Source organism: Prevotella sp. P5-108 (assembly GCF_002251385.1).
Lineage (GTDB): Bacteria > Bacteroidota > Bacteroidia > Bacteroidales > Bacteroidaceae > Prevotella.
In genome coordinates this window covers 127,028-153,813 of the sequence record NZ_NPJJ01000033.1, presented here as the reverse complement: position 1 = coordinate 153,813, position 26,786 = coordinate 127,028, and the positions used below count along the sequence as shown (strand labels likewise).

The 26,786-nt window shown below is 54.7% G+C and carries 23 protein-coding genes and 1 pseudogene; 13 read left to right on the top strand and 11 right to left on the bottom strand.

Annotated elements, in window-relative coordinates; all coding sequences use genetic code 11:
- The 7 genes from CIK95_RS06745 to CIK95_RS06715 form a co-directional block, all read right to left on the bottom strand.
- Nucleotides 1–4,631: translocation/assembly module TamB domain-containing protein (locus tag CIK95_RS06745; RefSeq protein WP_144007763.1), on the bottom strand; the 4,631-nt coding region annotated here is incomplete at its 3' end.
- Nucleotides 4,632–4,807: 176 nt separating this feature from the next.
- Nucleotides 4,808–5,704 carry a DMT family transporter gene (locus CIK95_RS06740; RefSeq protein WP_022310860.1) on the bottom strand — a complete coding sequence of 299 codons (897 nt, stop codon included), beginning with the start codon at nucleotides 5,702–5,704 and terminating at the stop codon, nucleotides 4,808–4,810.
- A gap of 48 nt (nucleotides 5,705–5,752) precedes the next feature.
- On the bottom strand, nucleotides 5,753–5,989 hold the full coding sequence (locus CIK95_RS12835) for a hypothetical protein (RefSeq protein WP_144007762.1): 237 nt from the start codon (nucleotides 5,987–5,989) through the stop codon (nucleotides 5,753–5,755).
- A 196-nt stretch (nucleotides 5,990–6,185) separates the two neighbouring features.
- Nucleotides 6,186–8,048, bottom strand: coding sequence for a DUF349 domain-containing protein (locus CIK95_RS06730; protein WP_094466590.1), 1,863 nt, complete (start codon nucleotides 8,046–8,048; stop codon nucleotides 6,186–6,188).
- A gap of 118 nt (nucleotides 8,049–8,166) precedes the next feature.
- Nucleotides 8,167–9,093 (bottom strand): magnesium transporter CorA family protein, encoded by a 927-nt coding sequence (locus CIK95_RS06725; RefSeq protein ID WP_022310858.1) that lies wholly within the window; start codon nucleotides 9,091–9,093, stop codon nucleotides 8,167–8,169.
- Between the two features lie 260 nt (nucleotides 9,094–9,353).
- Nucleotides 9,354–10,811, bottom strand: coding sequence for an aminoacyl-histidine dipeptidase (locus tag CIK95_RS06720; protein WP_094423277.1), 1,458 nt, complete (start codon nucleotides 10,809–10,811; stop codon nucleotides 9,354–9,356).
- 12 nt (nucleotides 10,812–10,823) lie between these two features.
- Nucleotides 10,824–11,822 (bottom strand): lysylphosphatidylglycerol synthase transmembrane domain-containing protein, encoded by a 999-nt coding sequence (locus tag CIK95_RS06715; RefSeq protein WP_094466589.1) that lies wholly within the window; start codon nucleotides 11,820–11,822, stop codon nucleotides 10,824–10,826.
- 501 nt (nucleotides 11,823–12,323) lie between these two features.
- On the opposite strand from CIK95_RS06715, the gene CIK95_RS06700 reads away from it, so the two are divergent.
- Nucleotides 12,324–13,355 carry a hypothetical protein gene (locus CIK95_RS06700; RefSeq protein WP_094387787.1) on the top strand — a complete coding sequence of 344 codons (1,032 nt, stop codon included), beginning with the start codon at nucleotides 12,324–12,326 and terminating at the stop codon, nucleotides 13,353–13,355.
- Nucleotides 13,356–13,391: 36 nt separating this feature from the next.
- Here CIK95_RS06700 and CIK95_RS06695 read toward each other — a convergent pair whose 3' ends face one another.
- Nucleotides 13,392–14,435, bottom strand: coding sequence for a porin (locus CIK95_RS06695; protein WP_022310853.1), 1,044 nt, complete (start codon nucleotides 14,433–14,435; stop codon nucleotides 13,392–13,394).
- 58 nt (nucleotides 14,436–14,493) lie between these two features.
- Between CIK95_RS06695 and CIK95_RS13155 the strand changes: the two genes are divergently transcribed.
- The 4 genes from CIK95_RS13155 (at nucleotide 14,494) to CIK95_RS06680 (ending at nucleotide 18,490) form a co-directional block, all read left to right on the top strand.
- Nucleotides 14,494–14,643 carry a hypothetical protein gene (locus CIK95_RS13155; protein WP_158215106.1) on the top strand — a complete coding sequence of 50 codons (150 nt, stop codon included), beginning with the start codon at nucleotides 14,494–14,496 and terminating at the stop codon, nucleotides 14,641–14,643.
- 375 nt (nucleotides 14,644–15,018) lie between these two features.
- A complete protein-coding gene (gene pheT / locus CIK95_RS06690; RefSeq protein WP_094386331.1) occupies nucleotides 15,019–17,487 on the top strand; it encodes a phenylalanine--tRNA ligase subunit beta in 2,469 nt (822 codons plus the stop codon).
- Nucleotides 17,488–17,500: 13 nt separating this feature from the next.
- Nucleotides 17,501–18,232, top strand: coding sequence for a YebC/PmpR family DNA-binding transcriptional regulator (locus tag CIK95_RS06685; RefSeq protein WP_022310851.1), 732 nt, complete (start codon nucleotides 17,501–17,503; stop codon nucleotides 18,230–18,232).
- Between the two features lie 3 nt (nucleotides 18,233–18,235).
- Nucleotides 18,236–18,490, top strand: a complete 255-nt coding sequence (locus tag CIK95_RS06680) for a TIGR03905 family TSCPD domain-containing protein (RefSeq protein ID WP_094466587.1) — start codon at nucleotides 18,236–18,238, stop codon at nucleotides 18,488–18,490.
- 79 nt (nucleotides 18,491–18,569) lie between these two features.
- On the opposite strand, the gene CIK95_RS06675 is transcribed toward CIK95_RS06680, so the two are convergent.
- Nucleotides 18,570–18,983, bottom strand: a complete 414-nt coding sequence (locus tag CIK95_RS06675; RefSeq protein WP_216820584.1) for a hypothetical protein — start codon at nucleotides 18,981–18,983, stop codon at nucleotides 18,570–18,572.
- A gap of 166 nt (nucleotides 18,984–19,149) precedes the next feature.
- On the opposite strand from CIK95_RS06675, the gene lepA reads away from it, so the two are divergent.
- Both lepA and CIK95_RS06665 read left to right on the top strand, forming a co-directional pair.
- Nucleotides 19,150–20,931, top strand: coding sequence for a translation elongation factor 4 (gene lepA, locus CIK95_RS06670; protein WP_022310848.1), 1,782 nt, complete (start codon nucleotides 19,150–19,152; stop codon nucleotides 20,929–20,931).
- A gap of 314 nt (nucleotides 20,932–21,245) precedes the next feature.
- Nucleotides 21,246–21,839, top strand: coding sequence for a Crp/Fnr family transcriptional regulator (locus CIK95_RS06665; RefSeq protein WP_094386335.1), 594 nt, complete (start codon nucleotides 21,246–21,248; stop codon nucleotides 21,837–21,839).
- Nucleotides 21,840–21,917: 78 nt separating this feature from the next.
- On the opposite strand, the gene CIK95_RS06660 is transcribed toward CIK95_RS06665, so the two are convergent.
- Nucleotides 21,918–22,592, bottom strand: coding sequence for a YggS family pyridoxal phosphate-dependent enzyme (locus tag CIK95_RS06660; protein WP_173849865.1), 675 nt, complete (start codon nucleotides 22,590–22,592; stop codon nucleotides 21,918–21,920).
- Nucleotides 22,589–23,083: a DUF4494 domain-containing protein gene (locus tag CIK95_RS06655; RefSeq protein ID WP_094466585.1), complete on the bottom strand. Its 495-nt coding sequence runs from the start codon at nucleotides 23,081–23,083 to the stop codon at nucleotides 22,589–22,591. Before CIK95_RS06655 ends, CIK95_RS06660 begins: the two co-directional genes overlap by 4 nt.
- A gap of 224 nt (nucleotides 23,084–23,307) precedes the next feature.
- On the opposite strand from CIK95_RS06655, the gene CIK95_RS12830 reads away from it, so the two are divergent.
- The 6 genes and pseudogenes from CIK95_RS12830 (at nucleotide 23,308) to CIK95_RS06630 (ending at nucleotide 26,776) form a co-directional block, all read left to right on the top strand.
- A complete protein-coding gene (locus tag CIK95_RS12830; RefSeq protein ID WP_144007761.1) occupies nucleotides 23,308–23,520 on the top strand; it encodes a hypothetical protein in 213 nt (70 codons plus the stop codon).
- An 86-nt stretch (nucleotides 23,521–23,606) separates the two neighbouring features.
- A pseudogene (locus CIK95_RS13455) lies at nucleotides 23,607–23,756 on the top strand (pyridoxal phosphate-dependent aminotransferase); the annotation flags it as partial.
- An 89-nt stretch (nucleotides 23,757–23,845) separates the two neighbouring features.
- The gene (locus CIK95_RS06645; protein WP_094466583.1) at nucleotides 23,846–24,091 is read left to right on the top strand and encodes a hypothetical protein; all 246 of its coding nucleotides are present in this window, start codon (nucleotides 23,846–23,848) and stop codon (nucleotides 24,089–24,091) included.
- Between the two features lie 22 nt (nucleotides 24,092–24,113).
- Nucleotides 24,114–24,602, top strand: coding sequence for a hypothetical protein (locus CIK95_RS06640; RefSeq protein WP_144007760.1), 489 nt, complete (start codon nucleotides 24,114–24,116; stop codon nucleotides 24,600–24,602).
- Between the two features lie 236 nt (nucleotides 24,603–24,838).
- Nucleotides 24,839–25,456 carry a hypothetical protein gene (locus CIK95_RS06635; RefSeq protein WP_144007759.1) on the top strand — a complete coding sequence of 206 codons (618 nt, stop codon included), beginning with the start codon at nucleotides 24,839–24,841 and terminating at the stop codon, nucleotides 25,454–25,456.
- 111 nt (nucleotides 25,457–25,567) lie between these two features.
- A complete protein-coding gene (locus CIK95_RS06630; protein ID WP_094385855.1) occupies nucleotides 25,568–26,776 on the top strand; it encodes a pyridoxal phosphate-dependent aminotransferase in 1,209 nt (402 codons plus the stop codon).
- Nucleotides 26,777–26,786 lie beyond the last annotated feature (10 nt).

The following is a 26,786-nucleotide window of genomic DNA, read 5'->3' as shown; positions in this document are numbered from 1 at the left end:
TTGTCGCCCTGCTGCATGTCGATGTCGGCGCCGGTCGACACTTTTCCGCCCACGTTGACGCTGAAGCGGTTGTTCCACAGACGCTTGGAGAACTTGAAATTGTAGTCGGTGTGCATGCCGTCCGAGTACTTGTTGTTGTCGTAGAACACACGCAGATACTTGCTGGCATTGCGGTCCAGGCGGTATTCGAGCTCTACCTTGTTGAAGAACATATCGTTGTCGCCCTGCTGCATGTCGATGTCGGCGCCGGTCGACACTTTTCCGCCCACGTTGACGCTGAAGCGGTTGTTCCACAGACGCTTGGAGAACTTGAAATTGTAGTCGGTGTGCATGCCGTCCGATGTGTTGGTGTTGTCGATGCTCATGCCGAGATCGAGTCCCATCGAGCGCATCGCCTTGCCAGCCACATTGTTGATTTCGTTCTGGAGGAACGACGACAGGGCGTTGTTCATCGTAAACTGGTTGGTGTTGCCGTCGGTGAGATACATGCCCGAGGCGAGCATGGTCACCGCCACCTTGCTGCGACCCTCGGTGGTGAGCGTCTTGAGCTGGTCGCTGATGGTCATGTCGTTAGGGGCGTCGATAATGAACTCGAGGCCCAGATTGCTGAGCGTCTGGGTGAGCTTGACACCACAGTCAAAGTCTACGGCACGGCTGCTGCTGCCCTCGCTTACGGTGGTCTTGACGCTCTCGGTAGCGGTGATGTGCAGTTGCGGGTTCATGGGGTCGCCCGTGAACTCGATGTAGCTGCCATCCTGTATGGCAAAGGTCTTGAGCGGGATGATGGGGAGCGAGTATTTCATCTCGCCGCTGTAGAGGGTGTAGCGGCCGGTGAGGGTGAGCTCGTCGGTGGGGTTGTAGCCCATGCGCAGGTCGCCGCCGCCTATCAGAGAGATGTAGTTGGAGTGGTCGGCGTTGAGCATGCACATGATGTGGGCCGACTCGTCGACCGACATGCTCAGCTGCATATCCAGGCCGCGAATGGCGGGGCGCTGCACGGGCTCTGACTTGGTGGTGTCGCGGAAGTTGGTAAACTGCACCAGCTCGTCGAGCTGCGTGTCGGCGGTGAGTTCGGCGTCGCGCATCACGTAGGTCATATCGGTGTTGCCCAGTACGTCGAGCTTGCCGCGCATGCGCAGGTTGTCTACCGGGCCGTTCATCATGCCGTAGAAGTTGACGAAGGCCTTGCCGTAGGCTTCAGACCTGGCGTTCTCCTTGGCGTCGATAATCTTGAAGTTTTCGGCGCGCATACGGATATCGAGCATCATGTTGCCGAGGTCGGTAAAGTCGAGATTGCCCGAGATGTTGAGCGGCGCGTCGTTGTTGGCAAACATCTCAAAGTTTTCAAACAGGAGCCGGCTGCCGACGATGCGCACGGGGTCGTCGGCAAAGCGCATCTGCACGCCATAAGGTTCGCTGAAGAGGTAGGTAGAGTCGAGATACACCTCGCCATCGACGATGGGGCTGTCGAGCTGGCCGCGCACGGAGAGGGTGCCGTCGCCATAGCCGCGCAGACCGATGAGGCGGTCGGGGATGAAGCCGTTGACGAGCTGCATAGGCATACGCTGCAGACCCATGGTGGCATCGAGCCATCCGTCGCCCTCCGACTTGTACGTACCCTGTATGGTGCCCACCTCGTTGCCGTTGCAGAGCAGCATGCCGTCGACATAATGAGAGCCGTCGTTCTTGGGCATGTAGACAAACTCGCTGCCGAGATTGCCCATGTCGCACTTCTCGTACTTCATGTTGTCGACCGTCACGGCAGAAGATACCGACAGCTCGGTTTCGGTCTTGACGATGTGGAAGTCGCCGTTCATCATGCCCTCAATGTCGGGCATATAGGGGATGACCGAGAGCACCTTGTGCAGGTCAAACTTGGCGAGCGAGAGCGTGAGGTCCTGCTGGGCGTCACTGTTGGTGTCGTCTGAGTAGAGCTGCACACCCATGCCGTCGGCAGCGGTGAGCTTGAGGTTGGCCTTTATGCGCTCATTGTCGCCAAAGAGTATAAAGTTGTCCTTGTTGGCAGCAAACTGCTTGTAGCCCAGCACGGGCGGCTCGCCATAGAGGTGCAGCAGTATGCCCTCGGTCTGCATGGCGGCAGCCAGTCCGAACCGCAGTCCGAGCCGGTTGCGGGCGTCGAAGACCTGGGCGGCGGCATAGGCGCCACGCTCAAACACGCCGCCATTGAGCAGCGCCGTGAAGGTGTAGTCGGGGTTGCGCTTGTTGTTGCTTATCCGCGCCTGATAGCGGGTGCGCACCGAGTCGCTCGTCACCGCCACCCTCACGGTGTCTATCAGGAATTTGGCTGCCACCACCGAGTCGGCGTCTATGTGTCCGTTTATGCCCTGTACAGGCGAACAGTTTACGTCGACCAGCAGCCTTGCGGTCTCGTAGCCCTTCCACTTAAGGAAGCGCGAGAAGGCGTTGTTGCGCCCGCTGCTGAGGAAGATGCGCGCCTCGGGCAGCTGCTGGCGCAGGCGCACTTGGTCGATGTATCTCTCACGGGTCTGGCGTTGCATCTCCTGGCTTACCAGTTGGATATGATGCAGCAGCACGTTGTAGTCGCCACGCGCGTCGGCATCGAGTCTGAAGTCGCCGCTGCTGATGAGCGCATGGGTGGTGTCGCGGGTGGCGAGCACGTCGAAGTCTATGTCTTCGGGGCGGAAGGTATGGTTTCTGGAGTGGATGCGTATCTCGCCCACGTTGCCCAGGATGCTGAGATGGTCTTTGAGATTGGTATCGATGTCGATGTGGGAGCATACACCCAGGTTGAGGGCATTGTCGGCGATGCCCAGACGGTGCAGGTCGGCCTTGTCGAGGTCGCAGGCAAAGGTGCCACGGATGCGGCTGCCGTTGGCGATGCCGGCAAACGACAGTTGGCCGTCGAAGAGGGGATTGTTGCCGGCGGCGTTGAGGTGGATGTGGCCTCCCGCCATGTCGATGGTGGCGTGGGTGTCGCCGATGCGCTGTCCAGCCACGTCTATCTGGCCCAGTTCGGCGCGCGCCTGCAGTCGGGTGCGCGGACTGAGCATGTCGGTGCCCGTGCCCCGTGCCGTCAGCGAGCCGGTGAGGGTACCTACGCCCGCTGAAGGTACAAAGTGTGCCACTTGCAACCCACGTGCTGCCATCCGTGCGCTGTATGCCATGCGCCGCGTGTCTATCTCTGCCTTGCCCTTGAGCGCTCCACGACCCTCGGTCATGTCGAGGGTGGCGGCATAGTGGGGGCCGTCGGCGGTGATGTGGCTCTGCAGCCGCACGCCGCTGGGGATGCGTATCTGCCGTGCCACTGCGGGCGCGAGGGCTTGGGTGATGAAGTTGAGCTGGTGGGTCCGGGCCTTGACCTTGATGTCGGCGCTGAGACGGTCGGTGTCGTTGAGGTTGCCCACAAATCCGTTGGCACTCAGGTCGACCACCGAGGGCCACGTGATGTCCATGCGGGAGAGGCGCGCCTTCTGCATGTTGCCGCTCATGGCCACACTGATGTTGACCGGATGGTCGGGCAGACTGCGCAGCAACGCCTTGGGCATCAGCGACGATGCGCCACAGACGATGTCGCCACGGCCAAGCGAGGCACGCAGGTCTATGTTCATCTTGCCGGGATGGCGGCTGTCAAAGGCGTTGAAGTCCATATCCACGCGCCCCTTGACGCTGGAGTGGGTGGTGGTGAGGGCGAGAGTGGGGAGGTGCATCGCCAGCGAGTCGATGGCTATGCGCGTGGCGAGCGAGGTAAGGCTGAGTCCGCTCTTCTCGGCAAATGCCGCGCTGCGCACTACCGCCTCGATGCGTGGAGCGCAGTAGAAGACCGAGTCTACAGCCAGCGACAGATGGCTGAGGGCGAGGTGGTTGTAGTCGAGCCCCTCGACGGGGTCTATGGCGCGGTTGTCATAGCTCACGCCGCTGTCGTCGAGGCTGAGGCTGCCCACGCGGTAGAGCCCCTTGCCCAGGTCCAGATAGCCCTGGCGCGCCTTGAGAGCGGTAATCTGTGCCCCTATGCGCAGGGTGTCGCCGGGCATGTGCAGGGTAAGCGCCGAGCGGTTGATGTCGAGTTTCTCCACGGCAATCTTCCACACATTGGCCGACGGTGTGGTGTCGGGCGGCACGGTGTCGCTCAGCTCGATGTCGAGCAGGGCGCCGTCGAGCAGGGCGCGGTCTATCCTCATGTCGCTCCGGCAGAGGTCTACGCCATGGGAAGCCAGGGTGAGGGCGCCGATGCGTCCGCTCACCCGCGCCTCGTGTATCAGGGTGCCGGTGTTGAGCAGCATCTTCTCGAGCGCCAGTTCATCTACATTGACTACACCCGTGAGCAGCGGCCAGAACTGCACGTCGACCACGGCGCGGTGGATGTAGGCTATGGTGTCGGTGGCTTGGGTCGAGTCGTTGGGCTGTACCACGTGTATGCCCTCGGCCTCGAGGTCGAGGGGGAATGCCAGCTGCACATGGTCGATGCCGATGTCCATGCCCGTAGCCTCGGAGGCGTAGGCAGAGACCTGGCGCACCGCCCAGTTCTGTACGGGTGGCAGGTAGAGTAGTATGGTGATGAGCAACAGCAGTGCCAGCAGCGAGGCGACGGCTATCCCCGTCGCGCGCAGCACCCGCCGTGTGTAGTGTTTCAGTGTATCTGCGTGAGTCATACTTCTTGTTTGTTGAAATTCTGTGAAAGTGGTGGCCGTAGTGGCTTCTTTCGCATTGACAGACAACCTATCAAATTACAAAATTAGGTATTTTTTTCCTAATCATAGGCCCTTTGCCGCCGAAAATGTTGGCGATGATGGAGATTGGGGCTGTCGCGAAGGTAAAAAAGCGGGCGTCAGTTGTTGGTCTTGGTGCTGCGGTCGGCGACAAACATGCCCAACAGGATGCAGGTGGCTCCGGCGAGGAAGTAGGGAGTAATCTTCTCGCCCAGCACCCACGAGGCGAAAATCATGGTGGTGATGGGGTTGAAGTATACCCAGTTGGTGGCTTTCACCGCACCCAGCTTGGAGATGCACCAGTTCCAGGTGAGAAAGCAAATCATCGACGCCAGACAGCCCAGGAATGCCAGGTTGCCCACTACCACGGGCTTGGTGAGCACGGCGGCGGTGGGGAGCGTGGGGTAGAATATATAATAAGGTAATATGGTCAGCACGCCGTAGAAGAAGACCTTGCGGGTAATGAAGGCGGCGCCGTACTTGGCAGATACCCACTTCATGAGCAGCGAGTAGACCGACCAACTCAGACAGGCGGTAAACGCCAGCGCGTCGCCAAGGGGCGAGAGGTGGAGCACAAAGCGCCCGTTGAGCACCACGATGACCATGCCGGCAAAGGCGAGCAGCGAACCGCCCAACTGCATCATGCTGATGCGCGTAGTGGAACGGTAGACCAGCCTCACCAGCAGCGTGGCAAAGAGCGGACACGAGCACACGATGAGCGAGGTATTGGTGGTCGAGGTAAAGTTCATCGCCTCGTTTTCGCTGAGGAAGTAGAGCGAACCGCCGCTGATGCCGAGCAGCATCATCTTGAGTTCGTCGCGCCACGAGTCGGCCCACAGCCGTGAGTGATACACAGCGAGCATCATCACATAGGCGATGAGGAAGCGCAGCGTGAATATCTGCGCCGGCGAGAGCCCGTTGAGCATCAGTACCTTGGTAGATACGAAGGTGCAGCCCCATATCGCTACGGTGGCAAAGGCCACGAGGTGGTATATCCATGTGTTGTTGCGTGCCATGACTGTTAACGGTGTATGAATTGGTGTTGCAAAGTTACTTATTTCCCTTTAGGCAGACAAGCAAACCGCCCCTCTTTTTGCCGTGGCAGGATATAAGTGGGTGGCAGCAGGCGCCAGACCGCTGCCCATGCCCATAAAACCGCTGCCGGTTGAACCCACCGCGAATGACATGCCCATAAAACCACAGCCCATGACAATAAAACCACAGCCCATGCCCATAAAGCCACAGCCCATGCCCATAAAGATGGTTTCGTGTCGTGAAATCGTCATTTCGTACCTTGCCACAATGATTTCACACCCCGCAATAGTCATTTCGCGCCCTGCAATCAGGATAGAGGACGTCACGGCGCTTGGGGCGGCAAGCCCCGACGGGTTGGGGTGGCGCCGCAGTCACTTCGCGGTGATGGCGGCACGTGGGGAAACAAAAATCCCTCTGCCAGGGTGGGGCAGAGGGATGGCGTATGTCAATCGTGTCTGACGGTTACTTGTTCTCGGCGTCGATGGCCTTAATCTTCTGACGGATAAGTTCGAGGTCGTCCTTCAGCTTGTTGACCTTGCGGTTCATCTCGTCTATCAGGCTGTTGCCCTTCTTGCTGCTGGCGTTGAGGAAGCCCAGGTTGTTCTCGTATGTCGTTATCTCCGACTTGAGCTGCTCGTATCTGCGCATGAGTCGTCCACGCTCATTGTCGAGCATATCTTCGCCCTGCTTGGCCATACTCTTGATGCTGGACTTGAAGTTGTCAAGCCGCTGCTTGCTGGCAGAGATGTTGAGCTGCTTGTAGAGGGCGTCGACCACCTTGTGGTATTCCTTGAAGAGCTTGTCTTTCTCCTTGAAGGGCACGTGGCCTATCTTGCCGTATTCGTCGATGAGCTGCTGGAGCGTGGCCTGCACGTTGTCGGCGGTGCTGTCGAGCAGTTCCTTGAGCTTGGCTATGATTTCCTTCTTGCGGTCCAGGTTCTGCTGTTCCTCGTTGCGTGTGCCGGCGGTGGCGGCATTGCGGGCTTCAAAGAACTTGTTGCAGGCGGCTACAAACTCGGCCCAGAGCTGGTCGCCCACCTTCTTGGGCACCATGCCGGTGGTCTTCCACTCCTTCTGCAGCTTGATGAGTTTGTCGGAGGTGGCTTTCCAGTCGGTAGAGTCCATGAGGGCCTTGGCCTGTTCTACCATCTCCTTCTTCTTCTTGGTGTTCTCGGCGAACTTTTCCTTCAGAGTCTTGAAGAACTCAGCCTTGCGGCCGAAAAAGTCATCGCAGGCGGCGCGGAAGCGGTCGAATATCTTGACATTCATCTTCTGCGGAGCAAAGCCGATGGTCTTCCATTCGGTCTGGATATCTATAATCTGCTTGGTGTGGTTCTCCCAGTCGGTGGCGTTCTTGTTTTCCTCCTTGGCGATGGCTTCCACCTTCTCGCAGAGTGCGGTCTTGCGTGTCAGGTTTTCCTCTTCCTTGGCGCGCAACTCTTCGAAGTGCTGCTGGTGGCGCTTGTTGATGACGGTAGAGGCAGCCTTGAAGCGTGCCCAAATCTGCTCGCGCAGCTCCTTGGCCACGGGGCCTATCTCGCGATACTGCTGGTGGAGCTCCTGCAACTGATGGAAAGCGCTGACGGCATCGGGCTCGTCGGCGAGCTTCTCTGCAGCTTCGCAGAGCAGTGTCTTCTGCTCCAGGTTCTTCTTGAAATCATACTCGCGCAGCTCGCGGTTGAGGTTGAGCAGGTCATAATACTGTTCGACATAGAGCTGGTAGTTGCGCCACAGCTCGTTGGCCTTCTCGGCGGGCACTGCCTTGATGTCTTTCCATTCCTGCTGGAGCGCCTTGAAGTCGTTGTAAGACTTGTTGGCCTCTTCGGGTGATGTAGACATCATCTTTATCTTTTCTATGATCTGCTGTTTGCGCTGCAGATTTGCCTTCTTTTCCTCTTCCTGTTGCTGGAAAGCCTTGGCTCTCTTCTCTTTGATGAGTCCCATCTCGGCCTTGAACTGCTCCTCGCTGTCGTCGGTCTTCATCACGTAGGCTTCGGGGTCGCCACCGTTCTCGATGAATGTCTTCTGGTCGGCCTCGCGCTCGGCAAAGAGCAGCTTGTAGAACGCCGTCTTAAGATGGTCTACCTCGTCCTTGGCGGGAGTCTCGTCGCTGTGGGCCAGCTCCTTGACACGTTCGAGTACCTCGTGCTTGGAGGCATACATCTTCAGCGGTGCAGCCTCGGTATCGGGCTCGCTGTCCACTGCCGTTGTCGCGGGGGCATTGCCGGCTTCGGCCACGGTGTCGTTGTCTACGTTGGCAGGCTGGGCTGCCACTGCTTCTTCAGTAATGTCCTGTTTCAGGACGTTGTCTTGAGAGTCCATCATATCACTGTTTAGTTTATGATTATCGGTTTCCACTATATTTGTTATTATGTAGGTTGCAAACTTAATGAAAAAGTTCCTAATGACCTAACAAATATTAATATTTCTTATCGTTTTGGGGTTATAATAGTCGTTTGAAGCGCAATATCCACCACGTGAAGCCCGAAACGAGTATGGAAATGATGATGGCGATGATGAAGCCATAGGGGTAGTTTTCCATACCGTTGATGAGGTTCATTCCGAAGAGTGAAGATATCAGCGTGGGCAACATCATGACGATACTGATGGAGGTCAGCGTACGCATGGTGGTGTTCATGTTGTTGTTGATGATGCTCGAATAGGTGTCCATGGTCGACTCGAGGATGTCGGAGTAGATGTTGGTGGTCTCGCGTGCCTGCGACATCTCGATGTTGACATCTTCGATGAGGTCGGCGTCGAGCTCGTCGACCTGCAGCTTGAATTTCAGCTTGGACAGCAGTGTCTCGTTGCCTCGGATGGATGTGATGAAGTATGTAAGTGAGTCCTGGAGACGCGACAGGCCGATGAGGCTTTCATTGTTGACGCCATGGTCCAGGTTGTGCTTGGCCTTCTCAATGAGCAGACTTATCTGCTTAAGCCGCTTCAGATACCAGACGGCACTGGAGAGGAAGAGGCGGAAGATAAGGTCGACATAGTCGGTGAAACCCTGCCCGCGCTTCTGCTGGTAGGAGACGAAGTCAATCATCATGTTGGTCTCGTAATAGCACACGGTGATGGTCACATCGCGCTTGTGGATGATACCCAGTGGCACGGTGGTGTAGGGAGTGCGTGAGCGCACCTCCTTGACATAGGGAATACGCAGGATAATGAGCATCCATCCGTCGTCGTACTCATAGCGGGCACGCTCGTCGGTATCGCTGATATCGGAAAGGAAATAATCGGGGATATTAAACCGCTGTTCCAGCTCTTGCTGGTCTTCATCGGTGGGACAGGTTACTTGTATCCAGCAGTTGGGCTGCCACTCCTTGATGGCAGTCAGATTCTTGTCTATATTCCAAAATGTCTTCATGTCGTTCGTCTCCGTATTAATAAATGGGTAATGGGTCGGAGCATAGGCACATGAAGCTTACTCCGGCTTACAGATTAGAATTTTCCGCGTGATAATCGTCCATATAATGTTAATAATTGATTTGTTGTCTGCAAAAGTACTAAAATTCTCCGTAATGGAACGGCGTTTCTCGATTTTTTTCACTGTCGCCATCAAAAAAAGTGTGACAGGAACGGTCTGCTCCTGCCACACTTCAGTGGTTGTATGCCTGTTGGGGCTTGTTATTTCTCGGCTATCTGCTCCAGAGTTGCTGTCAGCAGCTTCCAGAAAGGAAGCATGGTTGATATCTGACAGCGCTCACCGGTAGTATGGGGTGAGCAGAGGGTTGGGCCAAGGCTCACAACGTCCATATTGGGATATTTGCCCAGGATGACAGAGCACTCCAGACCTGCGTGGTCTACCTGTACCAGTGCATCCTTGCCGTTCTGCTCCTTGTAAATCTTGCGCAGCAGGTTCAGGATTTCGCTGTCGGGGTTGGGGTCCCAGCCTCCGTAGTCGCCGCTGGTCTCTACCTTGATGCCGGCCATGTTGAAGCAACTCTGCAGCATGTTGACGGTGTACTCCTTCATGTCCTCGCGCGAGCTGCGAACCAGAATCTTAAACGAAGCCTTGCCTCCCTCAATGTCGATGATGGCGAGGTTGCTCGAGGTCTCTACCACGGTGGGGTAGACGGGTATCATGCGCACCACGCCGTCGTGGCAGGCGTAGATGACATCTATCAGGTTGTCCTGGATTTCTACAGGTACCTCGGTCTTGGGTGTCTCTACATCCTCGGTGTAGAGTTCGATATTGTTTTCGATGGTCTTGTACTCGTCTTCGAAGTCAGCCTTCCACTCGGCTACCAGTTCCTTGAGTGCCTCTACGTTCTCCTTGGGGAGGGTGAGCACGGTCTCGGCCTTAAAGGGGATGGCGTTGCGCATGTTGCCGCCATGCCATGTTGCCAGGCGTGCTTCACATTCCTCGATGGCTTCACGTACCAGGCGCACCATCAACTTGTTGGCATTGGCGCGGCCCTCGTGAATCTCCAGTCCGGAGTGTCCGCCACGCAGACCCTTGAGGGTAATCTTTACCGCCACATCTTCGGGGTCGGTCTCCACCTCCTTGTAGGCGAGAGAAGCGTCGATGTCTACGCCGCCAGCCGAGCCGATGACGAACTTGCCCCAGGCTTCAGAGTCGAGGTTAAGCAGGATATCGGCGTTGAGGATGCCCTCTTCCAGGTCGTTGGCGCCATACATGCCCGTCTCTTCGTCGGCGGTGATGAGCGCCTCGATGGGGCCGTGCTTCAGGTCTTTGGCTTCCATTACAGCCATGATGGCTGCGATGCCCAGACCGTTGTCTGCGCCCAGCGTGGTGCCTTTGGCCTTAATCCAGTCGCCGTCTATATAAGTCTCAATGGGGTCGGTCTCAAAGCAGTGCTGGCTGTCGGGCGCCTTCTGGGGCACCATGTCCATGTGGGCCTGCAACACTACTGTCTTGCGTGTCTCCATTCCTGGTGTAGCGGGCTTGCGCATGACGATGTTGTTGCCTTTGTCCTTGAAGGCTTCAACTCCGGCTTGTGCGGCGAAGTCCAGGAGAAACTGCTGTACTCGTTCCAGATGACCAGATGGACGGGGAACCTTGGTGAGGGCGTCGAAATGCTTCCAAACGCACTCGGGTGTCAAATTCTTAATCTCACTCATGATATTTTAGTGTTAAGTTGATTGTACAATGATACGTCGCCGGGTAAACATCAGCGCTATCCAGGCGTAAACTCCTATCAGCACGACGAGCAGGGTCTGCACCGAGTGGACGATTAGCACGAAGTAGAGTGCGTCGGTATCGGTTACGCCATAGAGGATGAGCATGGTCTTGACGGCGAAATGCCAGGGGCCGGCGCCGTTGGGCGTGGGCACGATTACTGCCACCGAGCCGACCACGAAGGTCACCAGCGCACACGAGATGCCCAGGTGTGAGGTGGCGTCGAAGCAGAAAAACGTCAGGTAGTAATGCAGGAAATAGCAGCCCCATATCGCCAGCGTGTAGACGATGAAGAGCACGCGGCGGTCCATCATGCGCAGCGACGTGATGCCTGCCCACATGTCGCTGATGGTATTCTTCACCTTATTATATATAGTATACTGACGCAGCAGTGCCAACGTGGAGATTATCGCCACCACGCCGCAGATGGCGGTGACGATGTAGCCCGTGGTCGAAAACTGGCAGAGCATGGTGTCGAGCCTTGTACCGGTCTGGTTGAAGAAGGTATGGAAGATGGGGAACTGATAGAGGAAGGTGGCGAGTATCAGCAGACCGATAAAGAGCGTGTCGATGACGCGCTCGGTCAGCACCGTGCCCAAGGCTTTGGCAAACGACACGCCGTCGTAGCGCTTCAGCACGCCGCAGCGGGTAAACTCGCCGATGCGGGGTATGAGCAGGCTCAGCGCGTAGGACAGGAAGACCGAGTTGACGCTCGTGGAGTTGCGCGGATGCTCGCCCAAGGGGTCGAGAGCCAGCTTCCATCGCCAGCCACGGAATGCCTGTGCCAGTATGCCAAAGGGTAGCGACAGCAGCATCCATGTCCAGTCCATCTGATGCAGCATCACGTCGCCCAACTGGGCAAAGTCGAAGCCGCGGTACATCCAGTAAAGTATGGCCCCGCCCAAGATGAGCGAGAACAGTATCTTCAATATATCACTACTTGTCTTCTTCAAAACCTCGTTATTTTTATTGCAAAGGTAGTGCAAGCTGAGAGAAATACAAAATAAAATTCCCTATTTTTTGTGTCCGACTTGCTGTATGATAAGTTATTCTGCAGGCCGATGGAGGTCATCTCCGCCCCGAGTGAGGTGGCAACCATGATGACAAAGTCTAAAACCGGAGTAGGAGAGATGCTGTCTGTCTCCCTCGCTTGGCTCATTGTCGCCGCGTCATGAAGTGAAAGCAAATTGTATGAAGTATACGGCGCGAGCCAAGCGAGTAGTCTGTGCAATTCTCAAGTGTTTCAAGTTTTTTATGGTCGTTTATACTGGTTTGTTCTGTATGTCTGATGTCTTGGAGTGCTGCAAAATTAATCAAACGGTGGTTAAAAAGAAAACCATGATACCCTTAAAAATGGTCAAAATGATAGTTGAGGTCAAAAAAAGTGCCTTAAAAACAGTCAATGTCCGTAAAAATGTTTAATTTTGGGGACGCAAAAAACAATCGCAGTCACAATGAAACCCTTCTCAACCGACGACCGAGAATCTGCCACTATCCGTAGCGGCATCAGCGGGCTTATGCATCGACGCGAGCCTTCCTATATCGGTCACCACCGCCTGGTTATCCTCTCAGTCTATTACATTGCCCTCGTCCTGCTGCTCTCGTCCAACATCCTGGGCATCTCGGGCGCCTTCCATCATTTCTTCAGCGTGAGCAATATGCTGCTGCTCGTCACGGCGAGTGTGGTGATGGCAGCCTATCTATGGCGCAGGATAGAGATAGTCACCACCCTGTCGCTGATGACCGTTGCCACCCAGCTCTCGCTGTCGGCCGATACGCTCTACAGCGCCTTCGAGCCGGCGATGGACCACAAGTATATGGTCATCATCATCAACATGCTGTTGCTCTCGGGCAATACCATCGTGGGGCTCTCCACCTATCTCACCCGTATCACCCAGGTCAATACCGCCATCATGTTTGTGACCTACACCGTGTGCATTATTACGACCAATAACTCCACGCTCATCGACTATTACTTCATGCTCTTTGTGGTGCTGGTGTTCTTCAGTTTTCTGGGCTTCCATATCGCCAAAAACGCCCGTCGCCTCCAGGTCGAGAACACCGAACTGCGGCGCGACGAAGCCGAACTGATGCAGATACTGCGCCTGAACAAGAAGCAGATCAGGGCCTATGTGCGACTGGCGTCAGACCGCTATGGCGCCGAGCATACCCGCAATCTGCTCGACATCCTGGGCGAGACTTCGCAGAAGAACCTCCTTGCCAACGTGGCTGAGTTCATGCGCATAAGCGATACCGAGAAGTCGCGCATCGACGAAATCTTCCCCGAGCTTACTACCTCCGAGAAATCCATCTGCCAGCTCATCCTCCGTGGCAAGAAGTTGGGCGACATCTGCAGTCTCCTCGGCAAGACCGAGAGCAATGTCAACACCCAGCGAGCCCACATCCGCCGCAAGCTGGGGCTCGCCACGACCGACAACCTGCGTGAGGCGCTCGAGGAGCGTATGGCCCGAGCGAGCGACCGTTAACACCCCGCGCCAGCCATCAGTCCCAGGCGTCAGCCGTTAGAAGTGGGTGACCACCTCTATGACTATCTTGTCGCGCTCGGAAGGCTTGGCGATGGCGCCTGTGGCGTAGAAATACTTCTCATAGTTGATGCGGATGTCGCTGACGAAGGGCTTGTCGAGGCTCAGCGTCACGCCACCCGTGACACGGCTGCGGCGGTAGTCGTTGACGATCAGGCTGCCGCCCTCGTCCTTTTTGCCGTCAAGATACCGGTGTCCGTCGCTGTGGTCGGTCATGTAGTCGTAGCGCAGCAGCGGCGAAATCTTGGTAAAACATCCTTTCTTCATCGCGATGTCGTAGTTGACGAAAGCATCTACGGCGTGTACCGGTTTGAAGGCCCCGTCGTCATAGTGCTTGTAGAGATATTCGGCCTCCACCACCCATCCGCGGCGGTGGAAGTTGAGTCCGGCGTCATACATCATGATGCCCGTCGCCTCGGGCTTGATTTTCTGTGCGCTCAGCACCACGTTGAGCCCCACGGGGAGCATCGCCTGCATCTTGGCAGAGAAGTTGATGCCCTTGGTCCAGTAGTCTTTCTGGTCGGTAAGTCCCGAGCCGTTGTACAGACCTGCCTCGATGACGACAGGGAAGCCCATCCTGAAGTTGTAGCCAGCCTTGGCACCCACATCGCGGATGTTGCCCACCTGCTTGGCGATAAACGACCTGTTGGCGAAGTACTGCTGGTGGGGCGAGCGGTGGGCGTCTATCGTGAACGGCACGCGCATCTGGCCTATCGTCAGTGCCCACCGGTCTGAGGGAGTGATGGTGGTATAGGCGTCGAGCATCTTGATTTTTCCCTCGTCGCAGAGGTCTATCTCCGCCTTGTACGACACCACCGGCGAGAGCGTGCCCGACACATTTACACGTGCCGTGCGCACCTGGAAACGGCCCTCCCCCTCGCTGGTCTGATATTCATACTTGGAGCGCAGGGTACCGCCAATCTTCATACTTCTTTTCTGGTTGTCTTGAGCCACGGCTTCTGCGGTGGCAGCCATGCCACATACCGCCGTGCATAGCGTAAATATGAGAAATTGCTTTGTCATAAGCGTTTTAGAATTTTGCGCAAAGTTACGACATGGTTGTTTCAGCCGTGTTACAACCATGTTGAAATGCAGTTTCAGCATCATAGCTGCCGTCAGCTTCGTCCCGACGGGGCGGGAGGCCCATGATGGAGCCGTGGCTGACACCATTACGCCTCTCCTGACCGGCGTTGGCGGCTCGTATCGTAAGTTACGTGCCCCCGTGCCGTAAGATACGTGGGCACGTAACAATAGGCACGAGCCTTCGTGACAGATGTTACGCGCCGGCAGAGGGCATCGGCAGGTCGCCGTCTGTGGCCTCTGCGGTGACGGGAAGATGCTCTGCGCCTTGCCTGGCGAGACATTGCCTTTGCCGGGGGCACCCCGGTGCTTCGCTCGTGCCCATAGAGCGGGGTAGAGGTGGTCTGCGCCGCTCCAAAGTCCCCGGCGCTCAGTCTGATGTGCCACCCCTTATATATATAATAAGGTGTAAAAAGGCGGAAGAAAATGAATATTACACGCAAAAAAGTTGCGTAAGTGGCGGAAAAATATTACTTTTGCGCCCAAATAGCATTTAGCGAACACAATACAATAAAGATAACAGACAATGAATATTTCTTATAAGTGGCTGAAGGAGTATGTTGACTTCAGTCTTACTCCGCAGGAAACCGCAGCAGCCCTCACCTCTACCGGCCTCGAAGTGGACGCCCTCGAAGAGGTACAGTCTATCCGTGGTGGTCTGAAGGGTCTCTATGTGGGTAAAGTGCTTACCTGCGAGGCCCATCCCAACTCGGACCACCTGCATGTGACCACCGTAGACCTGGGCAAGGAAGCTCCCCAGCAAATCGTCTGCGGCGCCCCCAATGTGGCTGCCGGCCAGAAGGTAATCGTTGCCGACCTGGGCTGTGTGCTCTATGATGGCGACAAGGAATTTACCATCAAGCGCAGCAAGCTGCGTGGTGTAGAGTCGCTCGGTATGATTTGTGCCGAAGACGAGATAGGAGTAGGCAACAGCCACGACGGTATCATCGTGCTGCCCGAGGACGCCCCTGTGGGTCAGCCTGCCGCCGAATATTACCACCTGGAGAGCGACTGGCTCATCGAGGTGGATATCACCGCCAACCGTTCTGACGCCCTGTCACACTATGGTGTGGCGCGCGACCTCTATGCCTGGTTGCGCCGCAACGGCTACGAGACATCGCTCCACCGCCCCAGCTGCGATGACTTCAAGGTAGACAACGAGTCGCTGCCCATCGAGGTAGAGATTGATAATACCGAAGCCTGCAAGCGCTATGCCTGTGTGAGCATCACCGGCTGCGAGGTCAAGGAAAGCCCCCAGTGGCTCAAGGACAAGCTCAGCACCATCGGTCTGCGTCCTATCAACAATATTGTCGATATCACCAACTACGTGATGATGGCCTACGGCCAGCCGCTCCACTGCTTCGACGCTGATATGGTCAAGGGTCACCGCATAGTAGTGCGCACCCAGCCCGAGGGTACCCCATTCGTCACCCTCGATGGCGAAGAGCACCTGCTGGGCGAGCACGACCTCAGCATCTGTAATGCCGAAGAGCCCATGTGTATCGCCGGCGTCTTTGGTGGCAAGGGCTCTGGTACCTATGACACCACCACCAATGTGGTGCTCGAGAGCGCCTACTTCCACCCCACCTGGATTCGCAAGAGCGCCCGTCGCCACGGTCTCTCTACCGATGCCTCTTACCGCTTCGAGCGCGGCATCGACCCCAACGGCACCATCTATGCCCTCAAGCAGGCCGCTATCCTCTGCTGCCAGTTGGCTGGCGGCAAGGTGTCCATGCAAATCAACGATGTCTATCCCGCCCCCATCGCCGACGCCCAGGTGCGTCTCGACTATGAATACTGCGACCGTCTGATAGGCAAGGCCATCGGTCACGACTTGATACGCCAGATAGCCGAAAGCCTGGAGATGAAGGTGGTGGCTGAAGACGCCGAAGGCCTCGTGCTCGACGTGCCCGCCTACCGTACCGATGTGCAGCGCCCCTGTGACGTGGTCGAGGACATCCTGCGTATCTACGGCTACAACAATGTCGAGATTCCCACCCAGCTCAAGTCTTCGCTCACCGTGCAGACCGAGCAGGATGCCGAGTATCGTCTGCAGAACCTTGTCGGCGAGCAGCTCGTGGGCTGTGGCTTCTATGAGATTATGAACAACTCGCTCACCAAGGTGAGCTATTACGAGCAGGCCGGCCTCAACGCCTATCCCTGGGAACAGACCGTCAAGGTGGTCAACCCGCTGAGCGCCGACCTCGGCGTGATGCGGCAGACGCTGCTCTTCGGTGGCCTGGAGAGCATCGTGCGCAATGCCAACCGCAAGAACGCCAACCTGCGCTTCTTCGAGGTGGGCAACTGCTACCACTACCATCAGGACCGCTGGAGCTATGAAGACCCCAGCAAGGCATACGTCGAAGAGGCTCACCTCGGACTGTGGGTTACCGGCAAGCGCGTGTGTGGCTCGTGGGCCCATGCCGACGAGGACAGCTCGTTCTGTGAACTCAATGCCTATGTGCAGAATATATTTGCCCGTGTGGGCCTCACCAAGAACATGATGGTGGTCGAAACGAGCGACAACAATATCTTCGCCTCCGGCCTGAAGGTGATGACACGCGGCGGCAAGACCGTAGCCGAGCTGGGAATACTCTCCCACAAGCTGCAGCGGGCTGCCGACATCGCCAACCCCGTATACTATGCCGACATCCACTGGAATACGCTGATGAAGGCAGTGCGCAAGAACAAGCTCGAGTATCAGGAAATCTCCAAGTATCCTGCCGTAAGCCGCGACCTGGCACTGCTCATCGACAACAGTGTGAAGTTTGCCCAGATAGAGGAAATCGCCTTCCAGACAGAGAAGAAGCTGCTCAAGCGCGTGGAACTCTTCGACGTGTATCAGGGCAAGAACCTGCCCGAAGGCAAGAAGAGCTATGCCGTAAACTTCATCATCCAGGATGCCACCCGCACCCTCAATGACAAGGCCATAGACGCCATCATGACCAAACTGATTAATAACATTAAAAATAAACTTGGAGCCGAGCTCCGATAAAACACTAAACCCAATGGGAAGAGCATTTGAATATCGTAAAGCTACGAAATTGAAGAGATGGGGTCACATGGCCCGTACGTTTACCAAACTGGGCAAGCAGATTGCCATTGCCGTAAAGGCCGGTGGCCCAGAGCCCGAAAACAACCCTACACTGCGTGCTATCATAGCTACCTGTAGACGTGAGAACATGCCCAAGGAAAACATCGAGCGCGCCATCAAGAACGCTATGGGTAAAGACCAGAGCGACTACAAGGAGGTGCCCTATGAGGGATATGGCCCCCACGGTATCGCAGTCTTCGTAGACTCACTCACCGACAACACCACCCGCACCGTGGCCGATGTACGTTCGGTGTTCAACAAGTTCAACGGCAACCTGGGTACCCAGGGCTCGCTCAGCTTCCTCTTCGACCACAAGGCAGTCTTTACTTTCAAGATGAAAGACGGCATGAGTATGGACGACCTGATACTCGAACTGATTGACTTCGGAGTGGATGACGAGTTCGACGAGGACGACGAAGAGGGTGAGGTTACCATCTATGGCGACCCCAAGAGCTTTGGCGACATCCAGCACTATCTCGAGCAGAATGGCTACGAGATTACCAGCGCCGAGTTTACCCGTATCCCCAACGACCTCAAGGACGTCACTCCCGAACAGCGTGAGACCATCGGCAAGATGGTAGAGAAGCTCGAGGAGTTTGACGATGTACAGAACGTGTACACCAATATGAAACCCGCTGAGGACTAATTGATGATGAAGCATTATAGCTATATCCCCCAGGGCACCTGCAGCCGCCAGATAGACATCGATGTCGATGACAACGGCTGTGTACAGAATGTCAGTTTTATGGGTGGTTGCCACGGCAACCTGCAAGGCATCTGCGCCCTCATCCGCGGTATGAAAGCCGAGGATGTCAAGGCCCGTCTGCAGGGCATCCGCTGCGGCGCCAAGCCCACCAGTTGTCCTGACCAGTTGGCTACGGCTCTGGAAGAGATGGGATTCTGACACGGAGACCCTGATAACGGAAACGGAAAAAGCGAACGCTGATGATTAGGCGTTCGCTTTTTTGTTATTAATGCAGCTCTCATTTTTCCGGTTTGGGCTCCCGGTAGTCGTCGGGACCAAAGCTGTCGTGGTAGAGGGTGAGGTCGGGGTTCTGGTCAGACTTACATTCGTAGACGAAGATAAAGCCAGCCTGCTTGTAAGCCATGATGTCGGTCGATTGGCGCAGGCCCTCCAGCAGATGGTTATGGATATACTGGCGGTTGCGGTCTATCACCTCTACATTGTCCATCTCGTCGGTGATGGTACAATAATATATGTACTCGCGCGTGGCCCGACGGAACACGATGCTGTCTGTGCGTATATAGTCCTTGGTCGGGGTGGGGCAGAAGCGGCGGGTAAACTCGCGAGCCTCGCGCTCGGCCCTGTCTTCTATCGACTCGTGGCATGCCGCGAGCGTCATAGCAAGCATTATGACAATCAATACTCTCTTCATGACACTATATATTATATATAAATAGGTGTGCAAAGTTACGAATATTATCATTATAATCGTCAAGAAAGTGAAAAACTTATTCGTGAGGCTGATATTTTTTTTGTGGCAAACCGACAATATATCACCGATTTTCAGTAACTTTGCACTCTAATCAGGAATTATCACAATGAAGCATATACGCAACTTCTGCATCATCGCCCACATCGACCATGGCAAATCTACCCTCGCCGACAGACTGCTGGAGCGTACGCAGACCATACAGATTACCGAAGGACAGATGCTCGACAATATGGACCTCGAGCGCGAGCGCGGTATCACCATCAAGAGCCACGCCATACAGATGGAATATCTGTCGGGTGGCGAAAAATATATCCTCAACCTTATTGATACTCCCGGACACGTCGACTTCTCTTACGAGGTGTCGCGCAGTATTGCCGCCTGTGAAGGCGCTCTGCTGGTGGTCGATGCCACTCAGGGCGTGCAGGCGCAGACCATCTCCAACCTCTACATGGCTATCGAGCACGACCTCGAAATCATACCCGTCATCAACAAGATAGATATGCCCAGTGCCATGCCCGACGAGGTGGAAGACGAGATAGTGGAGCTCTTGGGATGTAAGCGCGAGGACATCCTGCGTGCGTCGGGCAAGACTGGAGAGGGTGTCGACGAGATTCTCGAGGCCGTGGTCCAGCGCATCCCCAGTCCTACGGGCGATACCCATGCTCCCCTCCAGGCTCTGATATTCGACTCGCTGTTCAACTCCTTCCGCGGCATCATCACCCTCTGTAAGGTGGAGAACGGCTCTATACGCAAGGGCGACAAGGTGAAGTTCTTCAATACCGGCATGGAATATACCGCCGACGAGGTGGGTGTGCTCAAGATGGACATGATTCCCACGCAGCAGCTCTCTACCGGCGAGGTGGGCTATATCATCAGCGGCATCAAGAACGCCAAGGAAGTCAAGGTGGGCGATACCATTACCCACGTCGACGAGCCCTGCGATAAGGCCATCGCCGGTTTCCAGGAAGTCAAGCCTATGGTGTTTGCCGGTGTCTATCCCATCGACCCGTCTGACTATGAGAACCTGCGCACCTCGCTGGAAAAGCTCCAGCTCAACGATGCCTCGCTCACTTTCATGCCCGAGTCGTCGGTAGCCCTCGGCTTCGGTTTCCGCTGCGGCTTTCTGGGCCTGCTCCACATGGAGATAGTGCAGGAGCGCCTCGACCGCGAGTTCAATATGGACGTCATCACCACCGTGCCCAACGTGTCGTATATGGTCTATGACAAGCATGGCAATGCCAAGGAAGTACACAACCCCTCTGGTCTGCCCGAGCAGACGCTGATAGAGCATATAGAGGAACCCTACATACGCGCCACCATCATCACCGATGCCAACTATATCGGCCCCATCATGAAACTCTGCCTCGACAAGCGTGGCGAACTGCTCAAGCAGGAGTATGTGAGCGGCAACCGTGTGGAACTCCATTTCATGATACCTCTGGGCGAGATAGTGATAGACTTCTACGACAAGCTCAAGTCTATCAGCAAGGGTTATGCCTCGTTCGACTACCATATCGACAGCTTCCGCCCGTCCAAGTTGGCCAAACTCGACATTCTGCTCAATGGTGAGTCGGTCGATGCCCTCTCCACGCTTACCCATGAAAGCAATGCCGTGACTCTGGGTCGCAAGATGTGTGAGAAACTTAAGGAACTCATTCCCCGCCAGCAGTTCGACATTGCCATTCAGGCAGCTATCGGTGCCAAGATTGTGGCCCGCGAGACGGTGAAGCAGGTGCGCAAGGACGTTACAGCCAAGTGCTATGGCGGCGACGTGAGCCGTAAGCGCAAGCTGCTCGAAAAGCAGAAGAAAGGAAAGAAGCGCATGAAGCAGATAGGTAACGTGGAAGTGCCCCAGAAGGCTTTCCTCGCCGTCCTGAAGCTCGATTGATACGATACGGGCAAAGAACGCAATATTCACCCACATCATGTCGCGTGGCCATACTGTCAGCCATCCCATGGTGTGGGTTTTCGTTTCCGTATTGACATTACAAAACTATTGCAAGAGTATAAAAATATATTAAAATGCGTTGAGTAATAGTTTTTTTTATTATCTTTGCATTAAAGAGTGTAATATGCACCGAAAGAATGTAGTTCTTGGCAACCCCAGGGTTCGTGAATGAAATTTTCGTCTTAACCTTCTGATGTTAACGGAAAATCTTTCTGTACTACTATACTTATCAACAATTAAGTTAACTCCTTATTATGGAAAAGTTTAATTCAACACGTGACGTAGCCCGTGAGTTGGCACGTAAATACAGTACAATGACCCATGGAGAACTGGATATTCTGGAGAGTATTCTGGTACCTCGCAAATACCTGAAGGGACAGATGATACTGTCCGAGGGCGATATATGCAGAGAATTCCTGTATATATCCAAGGGTATGACGCGCCAGTTCTACTTCAAGAACGGCAAGGAGCTCACCGAGCATATCGCCGTCGAGGGCGGAATCGTCATGTGTATAGAGAGCCTGTTCAAAGAGGAACCCACACAACTGCAGATAGAGGCGCTGGAGCCCACATGGGTCTACGCCCTGCCCAAGGCACGCCTCGAGGAGGTGGCTCTGCACAATGTGAATATCCAGATACTCTATCGCAAGATACTGGAAGAGAGTCTTATCACCTCCCAGATTCATGCCGACTTGGTGCGCTTCGAGACATCGCAGGACCGCTATCAGAAGTTGTGCAAGATTATGCCCCAAGTGATACTCCGCGCGCCGCTCACCTATATCGCCAGCTATCTGCAGATGACTCCCGAGACGCTGAGCCGTGTGCGCACCGCAGCGCTGAAGAAGTAAAAACCGCTATTCCTTATAATGCCAACAGCCCGACACGCTATCATCATGCGTGCCGGGCTGTTGGCTTTGTTGGGGATGTCAATAGACCCGCTCGCCAAAGATGGCGGTACCTACGCGCACCATGTTGGAGCCGTGGTGGATGGCGATGGGGTAGTCGTCGCTCATGCCCCACGAGCGGTAGCGGAACGAGGGCTGGTCGGCAAAGTACTTGACTCTTACCTCGTCGAAGAAGCTGTGGGCGGTGTCCATCTCGCGGGCTATCTGGTCGTGGTCATCGGTGTGGGATGCCATCATCATGAGTCCGCATATCTCCACATGCTCCATCTGCTGCCATTCGCCGTCGGCGAGCAGACTCCGGCAGTCGTCGGGGGTAAGTCCGTACTTGGTGGCTTCCTCTGCGATGTGCAGTTCCAGCAATACGCGGATGCGGCGACCGCATCGGGCTCCCTGTTTCTCTATCTCGCGGAGCAGCCTGATAGAATCTACCGACTCTATCATGCTGATATAGGGAGCTATATACTTCACCTTGTTGGTCTGTAGGTGTCCGATAAAGTGCCAATGGATGTCTTTGGGCAGCGAGGCGGCCTTACGGGCAAGTTCCTGCTCATGGCTTTCGCCAAATATGCGCTGCCCCACATTGTAGGCAGCGGTGATATACTCGTCGGGGTGGAACTTGCTGACAGCCGTCAGCTCCACTCCTTCGGGCAACTGGGCCTTGATGGCCAGCAGGTTTTTTGCCACGTCCACCATTATTTCTCCTCCTCGTATTCGGGCTTGTCGTCGCGTACCTGCTTCTTGGGAGCGTTGTGCTCGTAGACATCCATGATGCGTGTCTCGCTGATGTTGGCGATAACATAGTCTATCATGGTTCCGCCCATCACTGTGTCGATGTTCTTGATGGCGCCGTTCATGTTGGCAGCCTGTACCAGATAGTTTACGTTGCTACGCTTCTCCTTGCCGCTCTTTTCGTCGAGGGTGATAAACTGCAGCTTGGCCTTGTACCAGCGGTCGTCATTGCCGTTCTCGCTGAAGAATATCTCGCCATAGGCAGCAGGGTTGATGTTCTTGATTTCGAGTTCGCCGCTTACGTATGCCGACATCTCGCTCGCGATGGACTTCTCGGCGTCGCCGAAGCTGACTGCGTCGACCACATAGAGTTCACTTATTTTTTTCTGCATTCCGTCCTCCATAGTCTTCTCATAGCGGACGGTGGTTTCATACCAGTTGGCTGTTCTACTTCTCATATTCTTTATTTCTGTTGTTGTCGTGCAAAGGTAGTTACTTTTTTTCTATACGCAGCCAGTTGCGGGTAAAAAAATGTGAACACCCCCTGGTCGGTTGACGCTTGTCTTCGGCTGTTGGAGGGCTTTGATTCCTGCGACGGCTGTCAGCCCTGTCACGCCTTATATCTTTATCTTATATGCGTCTCTTTATCAGCTTATGCGCTGTGTGTGGCTTCATTTCGGTGATGATGACGTTGAAATTGGTTGCAGGTTTTGATTTCTTGGTTGCAGGGTCTGGTATCACCGTTTCAGCCCTCTGGTTGATTGATTCACGCTTTGGAATGATGTTGCCAGCGCTTGCGGCGGTCGTCATCCTATGTGCCTCTGATGCCAACCCCTGTGCGATGAATTTGAGACAGGTCACCCTGTCGCCCAGATTGGTCTGCAACTCGTTTTGAGGGCTTGGCGCACAAGCCTTTGCGGTGAGTGGAAGTTTATTAGTAAAAAATAACTACCTGATGCATGCATAATAGCTATTAGTATTATGCCCTCTATTTCTATTCGCAGACTTGAAATGCCCGAATCTCCAATCCGTAAATTGGCACAGTTGGCTGCTGCAGCCAAGGCCCTTGGCACCAAAGTTTATCACCTCAATATCGGCCAGCACGACCTGCCCACCCCTCAGTGTGGACTTAGATGTGCCATCGCAAAAAAAAATTGAAAAAATATTGCATTGGTAAAAAATATTTGTAACTTTATGGCCACCAAGCATAATACCACAGTATGAAGGCATTAATATCTCTGAAAAGCGTATTTGTGTTAGCCATCGTCCTGTTGGCTACCAGTTGCCATGAAAGTGAAGGGACGCGGAGTCATGCAGACTTGCAGACTATGCCCTCAGACCAGATACTCGCTCGGGTGAAGGCTTATGTGCAAGCTCACGAGCAGCAGATAGATTTTCTCACCGAGCGCAATTTTTCGGGCAAGGACATGAATGTTCGGCATACTATGTATCATATCAATATATAACTATAAAATATTGTCCATGATTATGAAAAGAATTATTCTGTTAACTGTTGTTTCCTTTGCCGCAATTATAGCGAGGGCGCAGAGTTTTCATTATTACCCCTTAAAGGAGGTGGGAGACACGATAGAGTATCTGAAACTCAATTTTGACAAGCAGGCAGATTATTTCGTGGGGCGCACCTTCGATGAGTTCTGGCAGATAATAAGGCGCGATATCACACCAAAACTTCTTAATATTAAAGATACATCTCCTTTCGTAGATCCCCATGGTGTGCGCTATGTGTGTGGTGCGTATGTGGCGTGTATGGATCTTAGTGGTGTGTCGCCCGATACGGTTAGGACACCAGCTGCTCATATCAGAATGTATTTTAAGCCGCCATTTAAGGTCAATGCAGATAGGCTGTTTTATAAACTCCCAGAAAATATGACTGTTGATGGTCGGGCCAAATATTTGGCTAATTTTGTTATAGACGATATATGGGTGTTTGTCGTTGATCGCAGGCGCAGTCGATAAGACAGTTGTCTGGTACAGGCTGTCAATGTGCTGGTAAAGTTTAAGCCTCCTTATACAGTCTGTCTATACAAACTTTTTCTCGCCGCTGCCATACAATGTCACCGTTGACACTCGCGCAAAGTTGCTATGCAATTATGTAATAGAAGAAATCTGGGTATCTACAATAGACCGAAGGAGAGGATGGTAGTTATATACGCATCTTAGAGTCCAATAAACCATATATGATAAAAAACACTATGCGACGTATAATTCTTTGGATGTACCTGTTGCTTGCCGCCACGTCTCTGCTGGTTAGCAGTTGCTATGAGCGTGAAGGGGCGATTGGACAATCGGACTTGCAAACCAAGCCCTCAGCCCAGATACTCGCTCGGGTGATGGCTTATGTGCAAGCTCACGAGCAGCAGATGGATTTTCTCACCGAGCGCAATTTTTCGAGCAAGGATATGAAAGTTCGGCAGGCTATGTATCGGCAGACGAAAGACACGACATGGTTGCTTATACCCATCGTGCGCACTTTGCGCGACTCTATGGCCACAGCCGATAGCCTCTATTTCGCTCCCCGTCGGCTCTTTGCCCTCTCCTTGATAACCCGAGACAGTGCTCGGCCACGGCTGTGGTTTGTGGAGCAAGAACCCACCAGAGAATTTCATAAAGCCAACCGCACCGCCTTCCTTTATCGCCACTTCACGGGGCGGCAGGACACTTACACCGAAGCAGGGCAACTGGTGCATGCCATCAAGATATACAACGGATGGTATGACACACAGTTAACCATAAAGCCCGCGGATAGCAACGATAGTACCTATGCTAAGAACTATGATGGGCAGGTGGCTGCCCCTTGGAGAAGACGATGAGCGTGGCCGTTTGGTGGTGGATAATGGCTGCGTCTGTAAGTTTTTTGTGACAGGATGTAAGGCTATTACAAAAAAATAAGTAACTTTGCATCCGTATTAGCAATTAGAGTTATGCCAGAAATTTCTATTCGCGGACTTGAAATGCCCGAATCGCCAATCCGTAAGTTGGCACCGTTGGCAGCTGCAGCCAAGGCCCGTGGCACCAAAGTTTATCACCTCAATATCGGTCAGCCCGACCTGCCTACCCCTCAGTGTGGACTTGATGCCCTCAAGAATGTTCACCGTCAGGTGCTCGAATATTCTCCATCGCAGGGTTATCTCAGCTATCGACAGAAACTTACAGAGTATTATCACAAGTATGACATCGAGGTTACTGCCGACGATATCATCATTACCTCCGGCGGTTCTGAGGCCGTGCTCTTTGCCTTTATGAGCACCCTCAATCCCGGCGACGAGATTATCATCCCCGAGCCCGCCTATGCCAACTATATGGCCTTTGCCGTGTCGGCGGGTGCCACCATCCGCACCATCGCCACCACCATAGAGGAAGGATTTGCACTGCCCCGTGTCGAGCGGTTTGAGGAACTCATCAACGAGCGTACCCGCGCCATACTCATCTGCAATCCCAACAACCCCACAGGTTATCTCTATACCCGCCGCGAGATGCACCAGATACGCGACCTGGTCAAGAAGTACGACCTCTACCTCTTCTCCGACGAGGTCTATCGTGAGTACATCTACACCGGTTCGCCCTACATCAGCGCCATGCACCTCGAGGGCATTGAGCAGAACACTATCCTCATCGACTCAGTGTCCAAGCGCTACAGCGAGTGCGGAATACGCATCGGAGCCCTGGTCACCAAGAACGCCGAGGTGCGTCGCGCGGTGATGAAGTTCTGTCAGGCCCGCCTCTCTCCACCCCTTATCGGACAGATTGTGGCCGAGGCGTCGCTCGATGCTCCCGAGGAGTATTACCGCGATGTCTACGACGAGTATGTGGAGCGCCGCAAGTGTCTCATCGACGGCCTCAACCGCATCCCCGGCGTCTATTCGCCCATCCCTATGGGTGCCTTCTACACTGTGGCCAAGCTCCCTGTCGACGACAGCGAGAAGTTCTGCCGCTGGTGCCTCGAAGAGTTCAGCTACGAGGGTGAGACCGTGATGATGGCTCCTGCCCAAGGCTTCTATACCACCCCCGGTGCCGGCCGCAACCAGGTGCGTATCGCCTACGTGCTGAAAAAGGACGACCTGGAGCGTGCCCTCGTGGTGCTGCGCAAGGCCCTTGAACTCTATCCCGGTCGCGACGACAGCGACGAATAACCCCACGCGC